The organism is Nostoc sp. (genome assembly GCF_036917935.1).
Taxonomy (GTDB): Bacteria; Cyanobacteriota; Cyanobacteriia; order Cyanobacteriales; family Nostocaceae; genus Nostoc.
Genome location: NZ_JBALEL010000052.1, coordinates 1 through 17,715, shown reverse-complemented (window position 1 = coordinate 17,715; position 17,715 = coordinate 1). Strand labels below are relative to the sequence as shown.

Annotated in this window: 12 protein-coding genes; 4 read left to right on the top strand and 8 right to left on the bottom strand. The window is 42.5% G+C overall.

What is annotated here, in order from left to right:
• Nucleotides 1-43 precede the first annotated feature (43 nt).
• The 5 genes from V7K62_RS22475 to V7K62_RS22460 form a co-directional block, all read right to left on the bottom strand.
• Nucleotides 44-529, bottom strand: coding sequence for a hypothetical protein (locus V7K62_RS22475; RefSeq protein WP_442937324.1), 486 nt, complete (start codon nt 527-529; stop codon nt 44-46).
• Complete coding sequence (locus tag V7K62_RS31615; protein ID WP_442937323.1) at nt 514-669, bottom strand: hypothetical protein; 156 nt, start codon at nt 667-669, stop codon at nt 514-516. The genes V7K62_RS22475 and V7K62_RS31615 overlap by 16 nt, the downstream gene beginning before the upstream one ends.
• A 109-nt stretch (nt 670-778) precedes the next feature.
• Nucleotides 779-2,314: a glycerol kinase GlpK gene (gene glpK, locus V7K62_RS22470; protein WP_334868081.1), complete on the bottom strand. Its 1,536-nt coding sequence runs from the start codon at nt 2,312-2,314 to the stop codon at nt 779-781.
• A 799-nt stretch (nt 2,315-3,113) separates the two neighbouring features.
• Nucleotides 3,114-4,283 carry a PAS domain S-box protein gene (locus V7K62_RS22465; RefSeq protein WP_334867987.1) on the bottom strand — a complete coding sequence of 390 codons (1,170 nt, stop codon included), beginning with the start codon at nt 4,281-4,283 and terminating at the stop codon, nt 3,114-3,116.
• Between the two features lie 698 nt (nt 4,284-4,981).
• A complete protein-coding gene (locus tag V7K62_RS22460) occupies nt 4,982-6,274 on the bottom strand; it encodes a hypothetical protein (RefSeq protein WP_334867985.1) in 1,293 nt (430 codons plus the stop codon).
• Between the two features lie 1,093 nt (nt 6,275-7,367).
• Between V7K62_RS22460 and V7K62_RS22455 the strand changes: the two genes are divergently transcribed.
• Nucleotides 7,368-7,622: a hypothetical protein gene (locus tag V7K62_RS22455; RefSeq protein ID WP_334867983.1), complete on the top strand. Its 255-nt coding sequence runs from the start codon at nt 7,368-7,370 to the stop codon at nt 7,620-7,622.
• Nucleotides 7,623-8,026: 404 nt separating this feature from the next.
• Here the strand turns inward: V7K62_RS22455 and ahcY are convergent, their stop codons facing one another.
• The gene (gene ahcY, locus V7K62_RS22450; RefSeq protein WP_334867981.1) at nt 8,027-9,304 is read right to left on the bottom strand and encodes an adenosylhomocysteinase; all 1,278 of its coding nucleotides are present in this window, start codon (nt 9,302-9,304) and stop codon (nt 8,027-8,029) included.
• 392 nt (nt 9,305-9,696) lie between these two features.
• On the opposite strand from ahcY, the gene V7K62_RS22445 reads away from it, so the two are divergent.
• The 3 genes from V7K62_RS22445 (at nt 9,697) to V7K62_RS22435 (ending at nt 15,924) form a co-directional block, all read left to right on the top strand.
• A complete protein-coding gene (locus tag V7K62_RS22445) occupies nt 9,697-11,343 on the top strand; it encodes a mechanosensitive ion channel family protein (protein ID WP_334867979.1) in 1,647 nt (548 codons plus the stop codon).
• Between the two features lie 429 nt (nt 11,344-11,772).
• The gene (locus V7K62_RS22440) at nt 11,773-15,114 is read left to right on the top strand and encodes an efflux RND transporter permease subunit (protein WP_334867977.1); all 3,342 of its coding nucleotides are present in this window, start codon (nt 11,773-11,775) and stop codon (nt 15,112-15,114) included.
• Nucleotides 15,115-15,486: 372 nt separating this feature from the next.
• Nucleotides 15,487-15,924: a DUF6918 family protein gene (locus V7K62_RS22435; protein ID WP_334867975.1), complete on the top strand. Its 438-nt coding sequence runs from the start codon at nt 15,487-15,489 to the stop codon at nt 15,922-15,924.
• A gap of 466 nt (nt 15,925-16,390) precedes the next feature.
• On the opposite strand, the gene V7K62_RS22430 is transcribed toward V7K62_RS22435, so the two are convergent.
• Both V7K62_RS22430 and V7K62_RS22425 read right to left on the bottom strand, forming a co-directional pair.
• Nucleotides 16,391-17,059, bottom strand: a complete 669-nt coding sequence (locus V7K62_RS22430; RefSeq protein ID WP_334867973.1) for an HAD family hydrolase — start codon at nt 17,057-17,059, stop codon at nt 16,391-16,393.
• A 420-nt stretch (nt 17,060-17,479) separates the two neighbouring features.
• Nucleotides 17,480-17,715, bottom strand: a 236-nt coding sequence (locus tag V7K62_RS22425) for a WD40 repeat domain-containing protein (protein ID WP_334867971.1), incomplete at its 5' end; no start/stop codon positions are given.

Sequence of the window (17,715 nt, the reverse complement as noted above, 5' to 3'; positions counted from 1 at the left end):
TATAAAAGTAAGAGTTATTTTAACGATCAATTTTTGAATGAAATTAACCTGCTTTCACCATCCACACCAAAAAGCTCAGAATTGGTTCGATAGGAGGAAGAGAATAATCCATTAAATCAATTGTCACTGTTTGCCCCTCTAGTTTCAGAAATCGCCATTGGGTTCCACTGCTTACAGTACCGTAAACTGCTGTTAAGGGTTGAACTCTTGCTTGATTGAATCGCTGTGCAGCTACCATTTCTGCAATGCATTGTCCCAATCCAGATTTAAAATCTGATTTTTTCGCTTCAACAATGACAATTGCAGGTGCTTCCACTGTTAATTGTTCAGGTGAACGGCAAAGTAGAAAGTCACATACATCGTTGAGTCCAATACTCGCATCAACGTTAAACTCTTCCTCTGAAAATACGCTGATGGAGGAATTGAAGATGCGTCGTACTTCCAGCAATATCGGATTAATTATCGCCTCTGAACGAGCTTTTTCTGTATCTACTGCTTCCTCGCAGCGTCTCTTTAGAGAATCGCCCACGGTAAATCCTCTAAAATACCTTGGAGTCTGAAACTTGAAGTAATGGGTTCAATCGAGTCTGGGAAAAAGCGGACTCCTTGCACAGTATTCAGGTGAAAATCTTGTTTCACTCGGTCAATGTTGAATTGACTGTAGGGCATGATAAATCAATACTCCATCAATTTGCTTGATTGTAATAGATTGTTATTTTTTCCTTTACCTTCCCCCTTTCAAGATATGAATTTTCGCTTTAACTCGTTTTTGGATCGGCTATTCCTCCCAAGCCAGAGTACGTTTCACTGCCTTTTGCCAAGTACCAAAGTTGGATAATGGGTTATCGCTCCTTGGCTCAAACACACGCTCAATTTGCCGTTGTTCCACCAGTGCTTCATAGCTCTCCCAAAATCCTACAGCTAAACCTGCCGCAAATGCTGCACCCTGAACGGTCGTATCGCGCATTATCGGACGTTCAACTGGAATACCCAACACATCAGCCTGAAACTGCATCAGGAAATTGTTCTCACAAGCACCACCATCTACGGTTAATCGCCCAACTGAAGTACTGCTAGATGCATTTATCGCCTGTACCACTTCCAGAACTTGATAAGCGATCGCTTCCAACACGGCGCGAACTAGATGCTCTGGTTGTACACTGGCGGTAATCCCGAAAAAAGCTCCCCTGGCGCTCATATCCCAGTAGGGTGCGCCCAATCCACTAAATGCTGGCACAAAGTAGACTCCGCCATTATCTTTTACCTGATTGGCCATCGCTTCAGTTTCAGCAGCAGTTTTAATCAGCTTGAGGCGATCGCGCAACCATTGAATACAAGCACCAGTAGTAAACATACTGCCTTCTAGTGCATAGCCTACATCTAAAGTATCGCTGGTATTTGCTTGTGTCCATGCCACTGTCGAAATAAGTTGATGGTGCGAGCGCACAATTTGATCGCCTGTGTGAGCTACTAAAAAGCTACCTGTCCCGTAAGTGCATTTCATCAAACCGGGGCGATGTCTACGACGGGCTACGCCTACGCAGCCATGACCAAATAGAGCAGCTTGCTGATCTCCCAAGATGGCAGTAATGGGAATTTCTGCACCTAACAATGTCGCATCAGTGACTCCAAATACTCCTAAACTCGGCTGAATCTGGGGCAAAATATGAGCCGGAATTTGAAACAGATCCAGCAAAATCTCATCCCACTCACAGGTTTTGAGATTCATCAACATTGTACGGCTGGCGTTGCTGTGGTCAGTAGCATGGACTTTCCCACCTGTGAGATTCCACAACACCCAGGTATCAATAGTACCTGCTAAGATATTGTTCAGGTCAATATCAGTAAAATTGTCTAATAGCCATCGGAGTTTGGTAGCAGAAAAGTAAGCATCAATGATTAATCCGGTGCGATCGTAAATTTCTTCAGCGTAGCCTTGCTCTTGTAACTGGTGGCAAAGGGGAGCAGTGCGGCGATCTTGCCAGACGATCGCTCTATGGAGTGGTTTACCAGTAGTTTTGTCCCAAATCAAACAGGTTTCGCGCTGTACAGTTAGTCCCAAGGCGGCGATCGCTGATGGCGCAATCTGGGCATTTGCAATTGCGGTTTGCATCACCCAACAGGTATCCTGCCAGATTTGTTGAGGGTCATGTTCTAACCATCCAGGCTGAGGATAATACTGAGTTAATTCTTTATATGCTTGCCCAACAATTTTGCCGTCTGCGTTAAATACAAAGGCGCGGTTGCCTGTCGTACCTAAATCCAGTGCTAAGATGTAGCCCAATGATGGAGTTTTTTTGCCAAATGTGTGCATAGCTGCTTTGAATGCTGCGTAGGCGTAGCCCAACCTAGTACCGCAAAGCGGAATTAAAAATTAAAAATTAATACAGCGTAAGCGTTTCATAGATTTGAAATGGGTGGTTTACTTCCACCGTGCTGTACTAGACATCGCGATTTTAGCAATACGCCCTCAATCACATATACATTATTTTGGGTACATTTTGAATTCCCTGTTTGCATAGCGTTACGTCTCTGTAAGTTGAAAAACGCTACAATTTTACGCAAAATTGTACTTATAGCGTTTCCTAATCACATGAGGTACATCATAGTCCCCTCTCGAAGAGCGGGGAGGGAGTTGGGGGTGGGGTTCTTGTACCTCACTTAAGCGAGAACCGCTATATGATACTCATGTTTTATAGTTTGCATATAAAAAATAATAGTAAACCCAATACGGTTCTGTTAAGGTTTTTTGATGAAAATTTTAGATCGCAAAGACGCAAATCGTCGTCTCTCAAAAGACTAATTATTGTAGAGACGGCGATTCATCGCGTCTCTTGCTTAACCGAACAGTATTGAGAGTAAACCTCGTTAATATAGATTTTATTACAAGTAATCATCTTAACTTGATATAAAAACTATGGATTTAAAACTAGATGTGGTTTAAAAGTTAAAACTAGCGAAATACAATAAAATCTCCCCATGCTAAAAGCTAACCAAAATCAAAATGCACTACTAGCTCTGTTGTTACTTGTGCCAGTTCCGAGCATTGGTATTACAACTCAACTATACTGATCTTTGCTTAACAAAAATATAATCAATCTACAGTGAACTAATTAATCAATATCTCTCAAGATAATGTGTTTTTTGAAATCGAAACTGATTATACCTTCTTCTTGTAATTTACCCATCAATCGTGTAATCGTTACCCTGGTGGTGCAGCAAGCGCTAGCAAAATCTTCGTGAGTAAAGCGAACACTTAGGCGAGTTCCCTCTGGTACAGTTTCACCCACTTCTCGTTTCAAAAGTTGTAATAGGTGGTGCAAGCGTTCTTGTACCCGTCGTCTTCCACAAATGACCAAAAAAGATTCTGTTTGCTGTAACCGCTGATTAATTTTTGGTAAAAGCGTATGGCTTAGTGTTGGAGAAGCTGCTATCTCTGCCGTGTAAATTGACACCAAGTCAACATCAGCAAGAGCTGTTGCTTGATAAATGTTTAAAGATGTCAAACTAGAACCAAAAACCATTCCTGCTGTTGCCAATCCTATCAGCACTTCTTCACCGGTTTCACAGTAGGTACTGAGTTTAACCAAACCCTGACAAACATACCAAATTACTAATGGGTTTAGGGGAATAGTTTCTCCTTTAGTATGTTTGTGTATGGGACGGTCGTTGAAGATGTCGCCGTCGTCCTTGACTATTGCTGATTCTAAGTGCTGACGCTCAGTAATATTACGCAGCATCCAGCGCAGAGAGATTTCCTTACCTTGGCGATTGCGGACAACTGCCACTGTCAAAGCTGCCTCAAAGAACTCGCCATAACGTTGTTGCAAACGTACCAATAACTCTCTAACTCTGTCTGATTGCGATAGCTGCATCAGTTCGTTGCGAACTTGCTGACGTTCTTCTAGAAGGACGAAGTTAATTATTGGTTTGCCCACTAAAAAATGCTTTGAAACATTGAGCAACTTAGCTGCGGTGAGGTTAGCTTCTTGGATAATCCCTTCTGTATTAGTCACTAAATAGCCATCTGGTGCCAACTCGAATAAATCTTGGTAGTGTTGGCGTTCTGCTTCTAGCCAATTCCGTGTTTTTACTAGTTCCTCATTTTGCTGATAAAGTTCCTCCGCCGCTAACTGTACTATCTTTGAGGTGTTATAGAGTTCCTTAAAAGCTTGCGGCAGCAAATCTGGGGAAATCCAAGGTAATACACTAGCAGTTTGGTATAAATCTGCTAAACGCTTGTGCAATACTTCTGCGCGTTGGATAAATTTTTCTATGTTCACCTTAAATTCCCGCTACTTACTTGCAGAGGTTGAGCAAAAAAATCTACTAGGTAAATCCTTGAAAAAATTGCAGCATTCCTAACTTTACTGAGTGATAAATTTAACTATTTGTAAAAACCCTGCATCTGAACCTTAATTTCTGACTGTTATTGTTTAACCCGCTTTGTCATTCCCCCAGTGAATGATTTACTGCTAATGATAATTGTTTCCATTGCTACCCAGAATAACTGATAAGATTTTCCTCAACTTCCATCACAAGAATTAGTCTAATACCACCAAAGACATAGAATGAAAGTTAAGTTTGTTTGTGATCCTGAATACATTGCATATTAATAAAATTTACAACAAGATTCCCAACTTCTTAAAAAAGTTGGGAATCTGAGCCTCTCGATTTTCAAATTCATTATGGAACTATCTGGCACAGGCAAGAGTAAAACTACTGAAAACAAGCAAGAGTCGAACTACTATATCTAGAATTCCAAAGATAGAGATTAATAAGTTAAAAATGTTTGTATATAAAAGCACGTATTAACTTAACAATTATCCGCCTCTTTAGTTAGAGGATAAATGAAGTACTAAGCTGGTGTAATTTAACAATGCGTAACAGCTAATCAACGCGCAACTTATAAGGAGTGATGGGTGAGGTGTCAATACTATAAAATCTCGTCACTCCTTTTTACTTACTTCAGTTTATTAGCTTAACGGATGCCATCATTATCAATGGCGCTGTAGCTGTCGCTGGGGAAAAGCCCCAACCAAGGGTCAGAACTAGGGGTTAAAAATAGTTGGGCGTATACTTGTTCATTGAGCGCTTCCACACTCCTTGTTTGCTTACCCTGCATAAACCATTGATGAATTTGGCTATGCAACATATATTCATTTCTGACTGTATCTAAAGCCATTGTGGCTTCAAATTTTTTCAGGATTATCGGCAAATTATCTTCTTGAGTGTTCGCAGACTGAGACTTTTTAGCTCTGATTAGAGAGATGCTGTTTTGATCTAGCTTGACATCTGCGGCATAAAGTTGAGCGATTTTGTTCCAAACTTTCTGGTCAGTAATTTCAGCTAAGGCGTTTTGATTTCGTTCAGCATTAGATTGGAGAGCAGTTAGCATTGGTGTTTCAACTCTCATTTTAGAAACTGCTAGAGAGCTTGCTATTTCTGCTGTCGGTGGTTGACTGGGATTGCTCGGAATTTGCACCAACTTAGGGGGAGACTGGATACCCAGGCGGGATAAATCTGCAACCCATTGGGCTTGGATAGAATTTAGGCGATCGCTGTGGTATTTTCTTAAATAAGACTCGCGATCGCTTGGTGTAAGTTTACTGTAATTTTTTACTGCTAATTCAGCCTGCTGTAGCTGACGCAAAAATGCTTTGGGACTATATAACCCTGGAATTGCATCGATTGGACGACCTGATGCATCTAATATATAATGAATGCTATTGCCTGTAATCGTTCGCTCCAACTTGCGTCCATCGCCAAAATCAATAGTTACTTTGGGTACAGGGCGCACTGATTCCCAGTGCAAAATGAAGCGGTCTTGAAGTAATTTAGAAATTTCAACATTCGGATAGAGCGCTACTCTGAAGAACCTACTATTAGCACAACTCAAATCCTGATCGAGCCTGCCCAATAACCGCAGAGATAGAATGGGTTTACCACTGGTTCTAGCAGCAGCTTTGGCCTGTTCTATATCAGTGTACCAGTACAGATGAGAGGCGTAACAGTCCCGTTGTTGGCAAAGTTCGTCTAAAGCTACCCGAAGCGTAGGGGAAGGTATAACTGCACCTAAAGAATCGGTATTTAGCGTATTAGCATAGGATTTAAGAAATACTTGTAACCCTCTTGGGCCCTGTTTCCGAAGTACAGAAACTTCTTGAGATAGCTTGGAGATTTCAGTTCCAGGTGTTTGAGCATCAGCTGTCTGCAAAAAACTGAAGCTGACTAGCATGAGTGCAAAAGGATATTTGAAGGTTCTAAATTTCATATATTTTCACAAAAATAGGGGGTGCGGGTCTCGCCATTAGTCACCAGAGAAGTCTACTTTAACTTGTAATAATCAACAGTTGCTCTGAAAGTTTCTGATGAGGTGGTAAACCTTACAATATCAACATAAATCAAAAAATTATCATTTAATCAATTGTTGCCTGTCTTGTCTAATAGGAATGAGTTGCGGCTTGAGGATGTCTACAGCTAAACTCATATCTAGCAATCCTAAATCATTTATGAGAAACAAGAACCCTGACTTCTCAAATAAGTCGGGGTTCTGTAGGTTTCTATTCTCAGTATCTACCTAACATAGTCAGATTAGTATATATTGCTGAACTATACACGTATTGAGAGTTGATTTATAAAGTAAATCAAAAGTTAGGGTGTGTTATGGCTTTAGCCTAACGCACCGCCACAGAGTACGGTGCGTTAGGCGCTTGACCAAAATTTTTAGTGACAAACCATATTTAAATATGCGCCTAACAGACTATACAGTAATTTTATTTTTACTTTATAAATGCTTTTTTATTGACGAAAGCTAATTTATCAAACTTAGGTTTTGTTAAAAGTTCATATACTTTTTGCTTTACTTAGTTAAATATGCGAATTAGATTTTATCCTAGATAAATCAGCCTTTTCAAAAAGTTCAGTGAAATTCCTCTTTTATTAATAAGTAAAATATAACTAAGATATTAATGGTTGTGCTGGCTTAGTTGATAAAAAAACGCCAATTATTCCAAGTGTATCTATTTGCTAATTCTCTTTCAGGCAGATTCAGGAGTCTGAAAATAAACGCTCTCTTTTTACGAAAGAGAAGTTTACATTGCCCTTGATTGAGGTAGGTTGGATTGTTGTTAGCGAATTAATGTACTAAGCATTAATAGTCTATTCATTTGTAAATCGCTGTGTTCAAGTTTTATTGGATAACAGCGTCATGATTTCTATTGGAAAATTGCAGTTTTATTTCTAACTAAGAACAAACACAACTTCTTTAAGCTTTGAATATTTATCAACCCATTTTACCAGTCCCCATGCAAGAATATATTTCTCATTTGCTCGTAATGGTATTAGGAACAAGTTCAACTTTACTCATGACTCCATGTCAAGCTCAAACTCCGGTAAAAACCAACAGTCAAAATGCTGAGAATGTTGCTTCCATATCTTCAAGTTCACCTGCGGCTATCCAATTGAGTGATTTGGTCAATTCTACTAATAGCAAACCACCCATCCTCTCTGAGGCAGTTAATAACCCTTCTGCTGCCAATGCCAATATAACAGCAAATAAGCCTCAGCCACGGATTCCTATTTTCAGCAGAATTTTTCCCACACCTTCGATGCAGCAATAATTAGCGGCTAAACATTTAGTTTACTTGCTTGGGCTGAGATCATGTCCGCATAATTAGTTATGATTCCCACAGTCATTGCACCCCTGCCGTTGTTAAGGGCAGGGAAGACAAAGCCTAGCTTTGGCGGGGTGATTCGGGTTTAATAAGTAATCAAGCGGACATAATATGATACCGATCTTCATTACAGCAGTTTTCAATTGAGTAGACTACAAATTTAGTACACTAGAAATTAATACAGTTACAGTTGATGAAGTGTATCAATTCCAAACAAAAAGCCCCCTGAAGAAAGTTGCGAATTTTAATCAAAGGTAATGAATAGTAAACTTGCTTCTTCTTTTGCGCCTTTAACAAAAAAAGGGATAAGCCCAAAAGCCTATCCCTCAAAAAATTAACTAATCAATGTATTAAGTTCCCGAAGTCCAAGAGTTGATGTACTCAATTTGATCAGCAGTTAAGCTATCAATCTTAATACCAATAGCCTCCAACTTCAACCGAGCAATTTCTTGATCAACTTCAACAGGAATTGAATGCAAACCAGGTTCTAACTTACCTTTATTCTTCACCAGGTATTCACAAGCCAAAGCTTGGTTTGCAAAACTCATATCCATAACTGCGCTGGGGTGTCCTTCAGCCGCAGCCAGGTTAATCAAGCGTCCTTGTCCAAGAACGACAACTGATTTACCATTTTTCAATTTATACTCTTCGGTGAAAGGACGAACATCTTTGATTTCCTTAGCTTGTGCAGCCAAGTATTTCAAATCAAGTTCCAAGTCAAAGTGACCTGAGTTACAAACTATCGCACCATCTTTCATCACATCGAAGTGTTCACCGCGAACCACGTGCTTGTTGCCGGTCACAGTGATAAAAATATCACCTTGGTGTGCAGCTTCAGCCATTGGCAGCACGCGGAAGCCATCCATTACGGCTTCAATTGCCTTGATGGGGTCGATTTCGGTGACGATGACGTTAGCACCCATCCCACGGGCGCGGAGGGCTGTACCTTTACCACACCAGCCATAACCGACGACAACAATGTTTTTACCAGCCAACAAAATATTCGTGGCGCGGATAATGCCATCTAGGGTTGATTGCCCAGTACCATAGCGATTATCAAAGAAGTGCTTGGTGTCGGCGTCGTTGACGTTGACGGCGGGGAAGGTGAGAACGCCTTCTCTAAACATGGCGCGTAGGCGCACAATACCGGTGGTGGTTTCTTCGGTGCTACCAATCAAATCAGCGATTTGGTGTTGGCGGTGTTGGATTAAAGCCGCAACTACATCGCTACCGTCATCAACAATAATGTTGGGGCGATGATCTAAAGCTATTTGGACGTGGCGGTTATAAGTTTCGTTATCTTCGCCTTTTTGAGCAAAGACGGGAATTTGATGATCGACGACGAGGCTAGCGGCGACATCATCTTGCGTTGATAAGGGATTGCTAGCAATTAAAAGCGCATCTGCACCACCAGCTTTCAGAGCGATCGCCAAATGTGCTGTTTCTGTTGTAATGTGGGCACAAGCTACAAGGCGTAAACCAGCGAAGGGCTTTTCGATAGCAAAGCGATCGCGAATTTGCCGCAAAACTGGCATTTCGCGTCCAGCCCATTCAATGCGCTGTCTTCCCAAGGCAGCTAGGCCGAGGTCTTTAACCTCGTGCTTTAATCGGGGAGAAGTTGCGGTCATCAAAAGTTACCTCAAAAAATAAAAAAAGCTACGTAAAATTTACGCACTCTACTAGGTTATTCTACTACTGGCGATTTTTGCTTGAAAGAAAGCAAATCACTAGTAAATAGTCCTCAAAACTAGCTTGACGTTTGATCGGCGGAATGTCAACTTCCTCCCCAGCTTCTTCCTTTTTGTTTTATCTTTGGTAAGAGTAAGACTCTTATCTGCCTTACATGCTGATTTTCAGTACCTTGTCATCTGTCTAAAGATAGAGGACAAATAAAAAAACATGAGAATTTCATCGTCTAAAGGGAAAACCTCAACTTAAGATAAGTACATTTACCCAAAGTTATTGCGGAGGATGGTTGTAGAAGTAGTTACTAGTAGATTTTACTCAAGGAGGTGTTTGAGTGCGCTTTCAATTTTTGGCGATCGCCAGTTCAATGGCTATAGGCGTTGTATCTGTGCCAAAAGCCACAGCCCAGATTCCTTTTGTACCGCAACTGCAAGCTCCCAGCAGTGTCAGTAATGATTCCGATAACAGAGTTGTTTCGGGCTGGATTTATTTAGATGGTCGTCGGTTATTTCAAATAGCGGCATCAAGAACCAACTTTCCTGAGCGTTCAGAAGATATTCAAAAGAAGTTGCAGAAAATTGCTCAAAATTACTTTCAATCACCAGCAAAAACAGCAGTCAAGGTAGAAGTTCGCAAAGTAAACGAATTACCAGTAATTTATGTCAACGAACAGTATCTGATGACCGTTACTTCTGAAGATGCTGCACTGCGACAGGTAGATATATCGACATCGGCAAATCAAGTCGCCGAATCATTACAAGAAGACTTGCAACAAGCAAAGCAAGAAAGGCAAACTCAATCTTTAATCGACCAAGGTAAAATTGCTGCCGGTACCGGACTGGCAATGATTCTGATGAGTTGGGGGGTATATAGCTGGCAGCGGCGTTCCCAAAAGAATTTAGAACACCCCATTGCCGCCCAACCCCAAAGGGAACTCTTCAACTACGCAACACCAGTAGATCAAGCAATTACAACACAACTAAATCAACGACAACAGCAACATCTCCAAGAAGCCAAGAGACGATTGTTTCAGCTAAGTCAAGCCGGAATTTGGGGAGGTGGAAGCTTCTTTATTTTGGGTCTATTTCCCTATACACGAGGTTTTCAGGTAGCAATTCTCATCGCCGCCCAATTTCCTTTGCGATTAGGTGTCGTATGCCTGGGAACCTATGTAGCAATTCGTTTGACCTACGCCCTGATTGACCGCTTCGCCTCCACTCTGATTAGCAGTGGTGCTTTCCTTACCCCAGAAAGTTCTGCACGGCTGCAACTGCGAGTTTCTACATTTTCTGGTGTAACTAAAAGTATCACTACTGCTATCTGGATAGGAGTAGGCTTCTTGCTAGCGCTGGTATCCTTGGGGATAGATATCGTTCCCTTGCTAGCGGGTGCTAGTTTAGTTGGTGTTGCATTGTCTTTGGCGTCGCAAAACTTAATTAAAGATGCGATTAACGGTTTCCTGATCATTTTAGAAGACCAGTACGCTTTAGGCGATGTGATTACTGTGGGAGACGTGGGAGGCTTAGTAGAAAATCTGAATCTGCGGATGACCCAAGTGCGGGATTCCGAAGGGCGCTTGATCACGATTCCCAATGGTGAAATTAAAGTTGTTGCCAATCTTTCTAGTCGTTGGTCACGAGCCGATTTAACAATTCCCATCGCCTACCAAGCTGATACAGAAGAGGCTTTGAAGTTGATTGCAACTATTGCCGATAAGATGAATCAAGAAATGCAATGGCAGCGTCAAATTTTGGAACCGCCGCAAGTTTTGGGAATAGATCAATTTGGCGATCGCGGTTTGATTATTCGTGTCTGGATTAAAACACAGCCTCTCAAGCAATGGGATGTCGCACGGGAACTTCGCCGCCGCCTGAAAGTTGCCCTAGACGAAGCTGGAATTTCCATCTCTGTGCCTCAACAAGCAATTTGGGTCAATGACGATCATCTGTTAAATTTTCAGAGTAATGGCAAAGCTAATTAGAAATTTGGATTCATTACCGCATTTTTCATTTTATTAAACCAAACCCTGACCTGTCTTTTCTCAAGCTACGGTGTACACACAAGTCCTAAAAACCTAGCTTGATCAGGCTTGATATCATGTCCGGCTGATTAGTTGTCATTGCGAACGTTCCACTTCGTTGCACTCGCAACGACTATCGTAAGTTATTAAGCGGACATGATATGACTCGTTCCTATGCTCCGTATAGGAACGAGAGAATACAAGACACGGGATAAATGCACATCTGTGTATTGCGTATCAACTTCAGAGAAAAATCTCCAATGCCCAATCCCCAATCCCCAATCCTCAATCTGGCGCGATCGCCAACATTAAACCTTAATAAATCCTTATATTAATAAAAAGCTACTACGTTCCTAACCAGTCTTAAACTTTTCCTTTATTCCTGGATTTATGTTTGTCAATACCTTCATCAGACGTCCAGTCTTGACGACGGTCTGTACGTTCATCATTTTGCTGCTGGGAAGCATCTGTATTCCGATCCTTCCCATTTCTCAGCTACCAGACCTCGCTCCGGTGCAAATCACCGTTAGCTCCAACAATACTGGTGCGGATGCTCAAACAACAGAAAATACTGTTACCAACATCATTGAGCGACAAATTAATGGTGTTAAAGATGTATCTTATATATCTTCTAACACGGGTAATGATGGTTCTAGCAATATAACTGTCTCCTTTCCAACCAATGTCAATAGCGATATTGCTCAAGTAAACGTTCAAAATAAACAAGCACTTGCTGATCCTCAACTGCCAGATACTGTTCAACGAACAGGTGTCACCGTTGAAACGGCATCGAGCAGTCTGCTTCTGGTCTACGGGTTTTACTCAGAAAATAATGAGTATGACAACATTTTTATCAGTAACTACGTCGATCTGTATATTTTCGATCAGATCAAACGGCTTCCTGGTGTAGGAAGTGCCAGGGTTTTTGGGGAGCGCAAATATGCCATGCGTCTCTGGCTTGATCCCAACAAGCTTGCCCAACATCAACTAACTCCTCAAGATGTGACAGCCGCCCTGCAAGAACAAAATATTCAGGTGGGTGCAGGGGCGATTGGTAAGGAACCAGCACCAGATAATCAAAGCTTTGAATTTGCTTTACGGGCAACTAGTCGATTTAAAGATGCGGCTGAATTTGAAGATATGGTGCTGAAGGTGAGTCAAGGTGGCACTAATAGCACTACTAATAGCACTACTAATAGCACTACTAATAGCACTACTAATAGCACCCTAGTTAAAGTCAGAGATGTCGGTCGAGTTGAACTGGGAGCCGAGAGCTATCTTGCTGATGCCAAATTCACTATTCCCGGAAATGCTCCCAAGGCAGCCGTGGGTTTGGGTATATATCAACTTCCGGGTAGTAATGCCCTGAATGTTGCCCATGCTGTTGAAAACCAGATCAAAATATTAGAGAAGAGTTTTCCACCTGGACTAAAAGCCCAGTTAGCATTTGATACCACTCCATTTGTAGAAATTTCTTTAGAAGAAGTTCTGCACACTCTGGTTGAAGCGATTATTCTGGTGGTCTTGGTAATTTTTGTCTTTTTGCAAGACTGGCGTACCACGATCATTCCCACTGTGGCGATCCCCGTCTCCCTGATTGGGACGTGTGCGGCTCTGTTGGTTTTAGGATTTCAGATTAATACACTCACCTTATTTGGTTTCGTTCTGGCGATCGGGATCGTCGTCGATGATGCCATTATTGTGGTGGAGGCAGTTGCAGTCAAACTAGAGGAGGGTATGAGGCCCTTTGAGGCAGCTGTCGAAGCGATGAAAGAGTTGACTGGGGCAATCATTGCCACTTCACTTGTACTCATGGCGGTATTTATTCCAGTTGCATTTATTCCGGGTACTACTGGGATTGTCTACAAACAATTTGCGTTAACCGTTGCTTGCTCCATTGGCATTTCGACTTTCAATGCTTTAACCTTCTCTCCGAGTATGGCAGCTATCCTCATGCGCCCTGCTCAGACTCCACGGGGCCCTTTGGGGTGGTTTTTTACGCAGTTTAATCGGGCATTTAGCTGGTTCACACGCCGCTATGTGGGGTTTGTTAGCTATCTTACTCATATCAAACCGATTGTAATTGGGGTTTTCATCACTGGTTTAGTCGCAACAGTTTTGATGTACAGAGCAGTGCCTACCGGATTTATTCCAGAGGAAGACCAGGGTTACTTCTTTGTAGTTGTTCAGGGGCCTGATGGGGTTTCTTTGAAATACACCGAATCTGTCATGAATCGGGTTGTCAAGGAAGTAACATCGCTTCCCGAAGTTCAAGCTAGTTTTATGATCAGTGGCTTTGGTTTCGATGGCAATGCTTCTAATTTAGGCATTGCCTTTGCTAACCTGAAACCCTGGAAAGAAAGAACTCAAGAATCTCAGTCTGTTTATGGCATACTTCAGAGGCTGAACAAAAAGCTCTCTACAATTACAGATGCTAGAGCGATCGCGGTGAATGCTCCTCCAGTTAGAGGATTAAGTACTACAGGTGGTTTTGAGTTTATCATTCAAGACAAAACCGGAAGTGCGCCGATTGAAACCCTGATTGCTACTGCTCAAAAATTGATTGCGGCGGCAAATAAAAAGCCTGCTCTCCAACGAGTCTTCACTCAGTTCACCGCAGACACTCCCCAATTTGATATTCAGGTAAACCGCAACCAAGCCAAAGCTCTCAACGTCGAACTCAACGATATCTTTGGGACATTGCAAAGTTACTTGGGGTCGCAATATGTGAATGACTTTGTGCAGGGACAGCGACAGTATCGAGTATATGTCCAAGCAGATGGGATTTTCCGCTCTAATCCAGATGATATTGGCAAGCTGTATGTTCGCTCTGCCAGTGGGACGATGATTCCATTGAGCAGTTTGGTGAAAATTACTCCCTTTGTAGGGCCAAAAACCATTTCTCATTACAACTTGTACAGGTCAATCAAAGTCCAGGGCGCTCCGGCTCCCGGTTCTAGTTCTGGAGAGGCAATTAAAGCGATGGAGGAGGTAGCAGCAGAGGTTTTACCTCAAGGGTTTGGTTACGAGTGGACAGGGACTTATCTCCAGGAAAAGACATCTGGGGGATCTACAGGCTTGATTTTTGCCTTAGCGATCGTTATTGTCTTTCTGGTGCTGTCAGCTCAGTATGAAAGCTACGTTGATCCAATCATTATTTTGCTGACAGTTCCCCTGGCAGTTTTAGGAGCAATGACGGCGATTTGGATACGTTCCAATATTTTCATGGCAGGTAGCCTCTTCCCGAAAGTGGTGGATGATATCTATTGCCAGGTAGGTTTGGTAACTTTGATTGGTCTAGCTGCCAAGAACGCGATTTTAGTCGTGGAATTTGCCAATCAACTGCATGAGCAGGGCATGAGCTACACGCGGGCGGCGGTAAAAGCGGGACAAGAACGTCTGCGACCGATCTTAATGACTTCCTTTGCAGCCTTGTTAGGATTTTTACCCTTGGTGATTTCTCAAGGGGCTGGAGCTAGCAGTCGTTGGTCTTTAGGAACAGCGCTGTTTGGGGGGCTGATGCTTTCGACGTTCTTGAGTTTGTTCTTAGTGCCAATTCTATATATTTTGGTTAAGAGTTTGGCTCAAGCTATATTTTCTCGGAAGCGATCGGGAGGTTCAAACCCTCCAGATTCTCCAAATGGAACTTCCGGATCTAGACATGAAGCTCTACCTGCTGGCCCAAGTCAGCCAGACACACAACTCAGGTCTCAGCAGGATGGGATAACCTGATTTTTGCCCTTAAGTCTCTTTAGCAAAGTGCCTAGTTTTGAGGGTTTGTAGTCAGGACTTTAGTGCTTAGAAAATAAGGAATAAAGTCCTTACTACGAACTGGCTTACCCAGCAAACTTAAGTTGACAGCAATTGATATCATGTCCGCTTGATTGCTTATTAAACTCAGGAGTTCCCCACCCCGCCAAAGCTACGCTTTGTCTCCCCTCCCGAAGAGCGGGGAGGGGTTGGGGGTGGGGTGTAATGACTGTGGTTAGCATAACTAATTATGCGGACATAATATGACTTAACTCTGATACCATTTTCTGTAATTTCCTGCTTGCTAAAAAAACTAGTCGAATAGAATTAAGTACTTAGATAAGGAAGAGTGAAATGGGACTTAGCGACGGACTTTTGAACCCGACCAAAAAGGCTATGGTCATAGATGACTGTTGCAAGATGATCGAAGGGCAGCTTGCATCCAAGTCAGGCATAAGTGGCATGGCTTTAAAAGCTGCCTTTGCCGCCCTGAAGGGGGTTAAGCCAGGGTACATCCCCTATGTGGTTGAGCAGATATTACCGCAATGCTTCACAGCACTTGATCCCCTTTGGAGTAAAGGCGTAGAAAAAGGCGACCCAGTTGAATACTTGAGTGCGAATCGCTCTCATACGGCAGATGCGCTATTGAGTGTTACTGATGCGAGAGTCAAGAACTCAAACCGCCAAATCGTGCGAGGAACCTATGAAAAATTTCGCGGTTCCGCCAAGAAGCACGTAGAAGAAGCAGTGCCAGATTTAGCTAAGGTAATCAATAATTACACTAAGGTTTGAGATAGAAGAGAAGAATCACAATAAACGTATGCCGCCGTTCGATGCGTCGGTGGCTGGCATACGGGGCAGATATTAAATTGGGGAAAGTGCGTAGACGCATTCGCGCAGCGTCTCTTAGAGAAGCGGCTTGTCGCCAGACATCGCCTCAAAACTTCACCAACTCTAAATCAAGTTCCGCCCGTTGGATGGCTCCTTCTTTTAACTGTTCTCTGAGATTGAATTAAGGCTTTTTGAGTAATATAATATTGCACAGCTTCGTTGATGAATTGACTGCGATCGCATACCGTCTGTTTCGGAAAATCGCCTTTTTGAATGACTCGATCGATTAGTCAATTGTCCGTTCTGGCAAGGTAATATTAATCCGGCTATGTATAATTTTTTGCTTTGTCTTGCACGGCAATTTTATAGTTCACATCTAAAATATGTATAGTTGTGGTAGAAGTGCGATCGCATACCCTTTTAGTATTTAAGCATTTGCGCCCAGAATAGAAGAGTCATAGTGCTGTAGCAAATCTTCTGGATCGTTGTAAATTGCGATCGCTCCCGACAGTTGTTCATCGCTAAAGCCACCGCAGCGTAAAGCAATCACACCTACCCCGGCTTTGCCGGCAGACTCAATATCGTAGGGCGAATCTCCTAGCATCACTACTTTATCAGGTGTCATTTGCCCTTTGTTCAAGGCAGCTTCTACAATGTCAGGAGCAGGTTTAGATGCTTCGGCATCATCGGATGTAGTTACTTCCGTTAGCAAATCATCTACTTGGGCGATTTTGAGCATGATGTCAAGTTCTTCAGAACTCGCTGAACTAGCAACAACCAGATGCAATCCCGATTTTTGCATCTTTAATATTAAGTTTCTGCTCCCATTGGCAGCAGTAATTTGCGGTATATATTTATCAAATAATAGTTCTTTGCGTAGTTGAGCGATCGCTTTACCAGTTCCTTCTTCACCATTTAATTCTGGCACTACTTTGGGAATCAGTTGATCTCCACCCATGCCCATAAGTGGTCTAACTGTTTCAAATGGCACTTCTAAGTCATAAGCTGCAAATGCCTCTACCCAGGTATTTGCATGAGCATCATTACTTAAAACCAGTGTGCCATCAACATCTAAAATCACTCCTTCTAATGCCATGAAAAACCTCGGCTGACGTTTTGTTTCATTGCTCATCATGGCATGACAAATAGTTTACTTCATCATCCCATCTGAAGAGAAAAGGGTTAGAGGTTGTTTGAAAAGTAGTTAGGTGTGATTTTATAGCGCTTTTCGTTTGTATGCAATATACTTTGACCTCACTTCCATTCCTCTCTCCTAAAAGGGGAGAGGCTTTGAATCTTACTCCCCTTCCCTACTAGGGAAGGGGCTGGGGGTTAGGTCTGTATTGGACTCAACTGAGAACCGCTATAGGCACTTGTTGATCCCCCCTAACCCCCCTTAAAAAGGGGGGAACTGGAATTAAAGTCCCCCTTTTTAAGGGGGATTTAGGGGGATCTAGAACGTTTTATTACCGAGAAGAGGACTTTTCAAACATCCTCTTAGAGAAGAGATTGGCTCTTACTTGATATCATCACACAGATGCTTATCGCTCTCATTCAAATTCGGGTTATTCTGCAAATAATCATGCAGCCAATTGCAACCCCGCACCAGCAATTGATCTAAATTCTCCACAGGCCACAACCGCGCTGTCTTGTCAGATGATGCCGTGGCGATGGTTTTGCCGTCCGGGCTGAAACTCACACTACTGACAATGCCTTGATGCCCTTTGAATTCATGGAGCAGTTGCCCTTGCA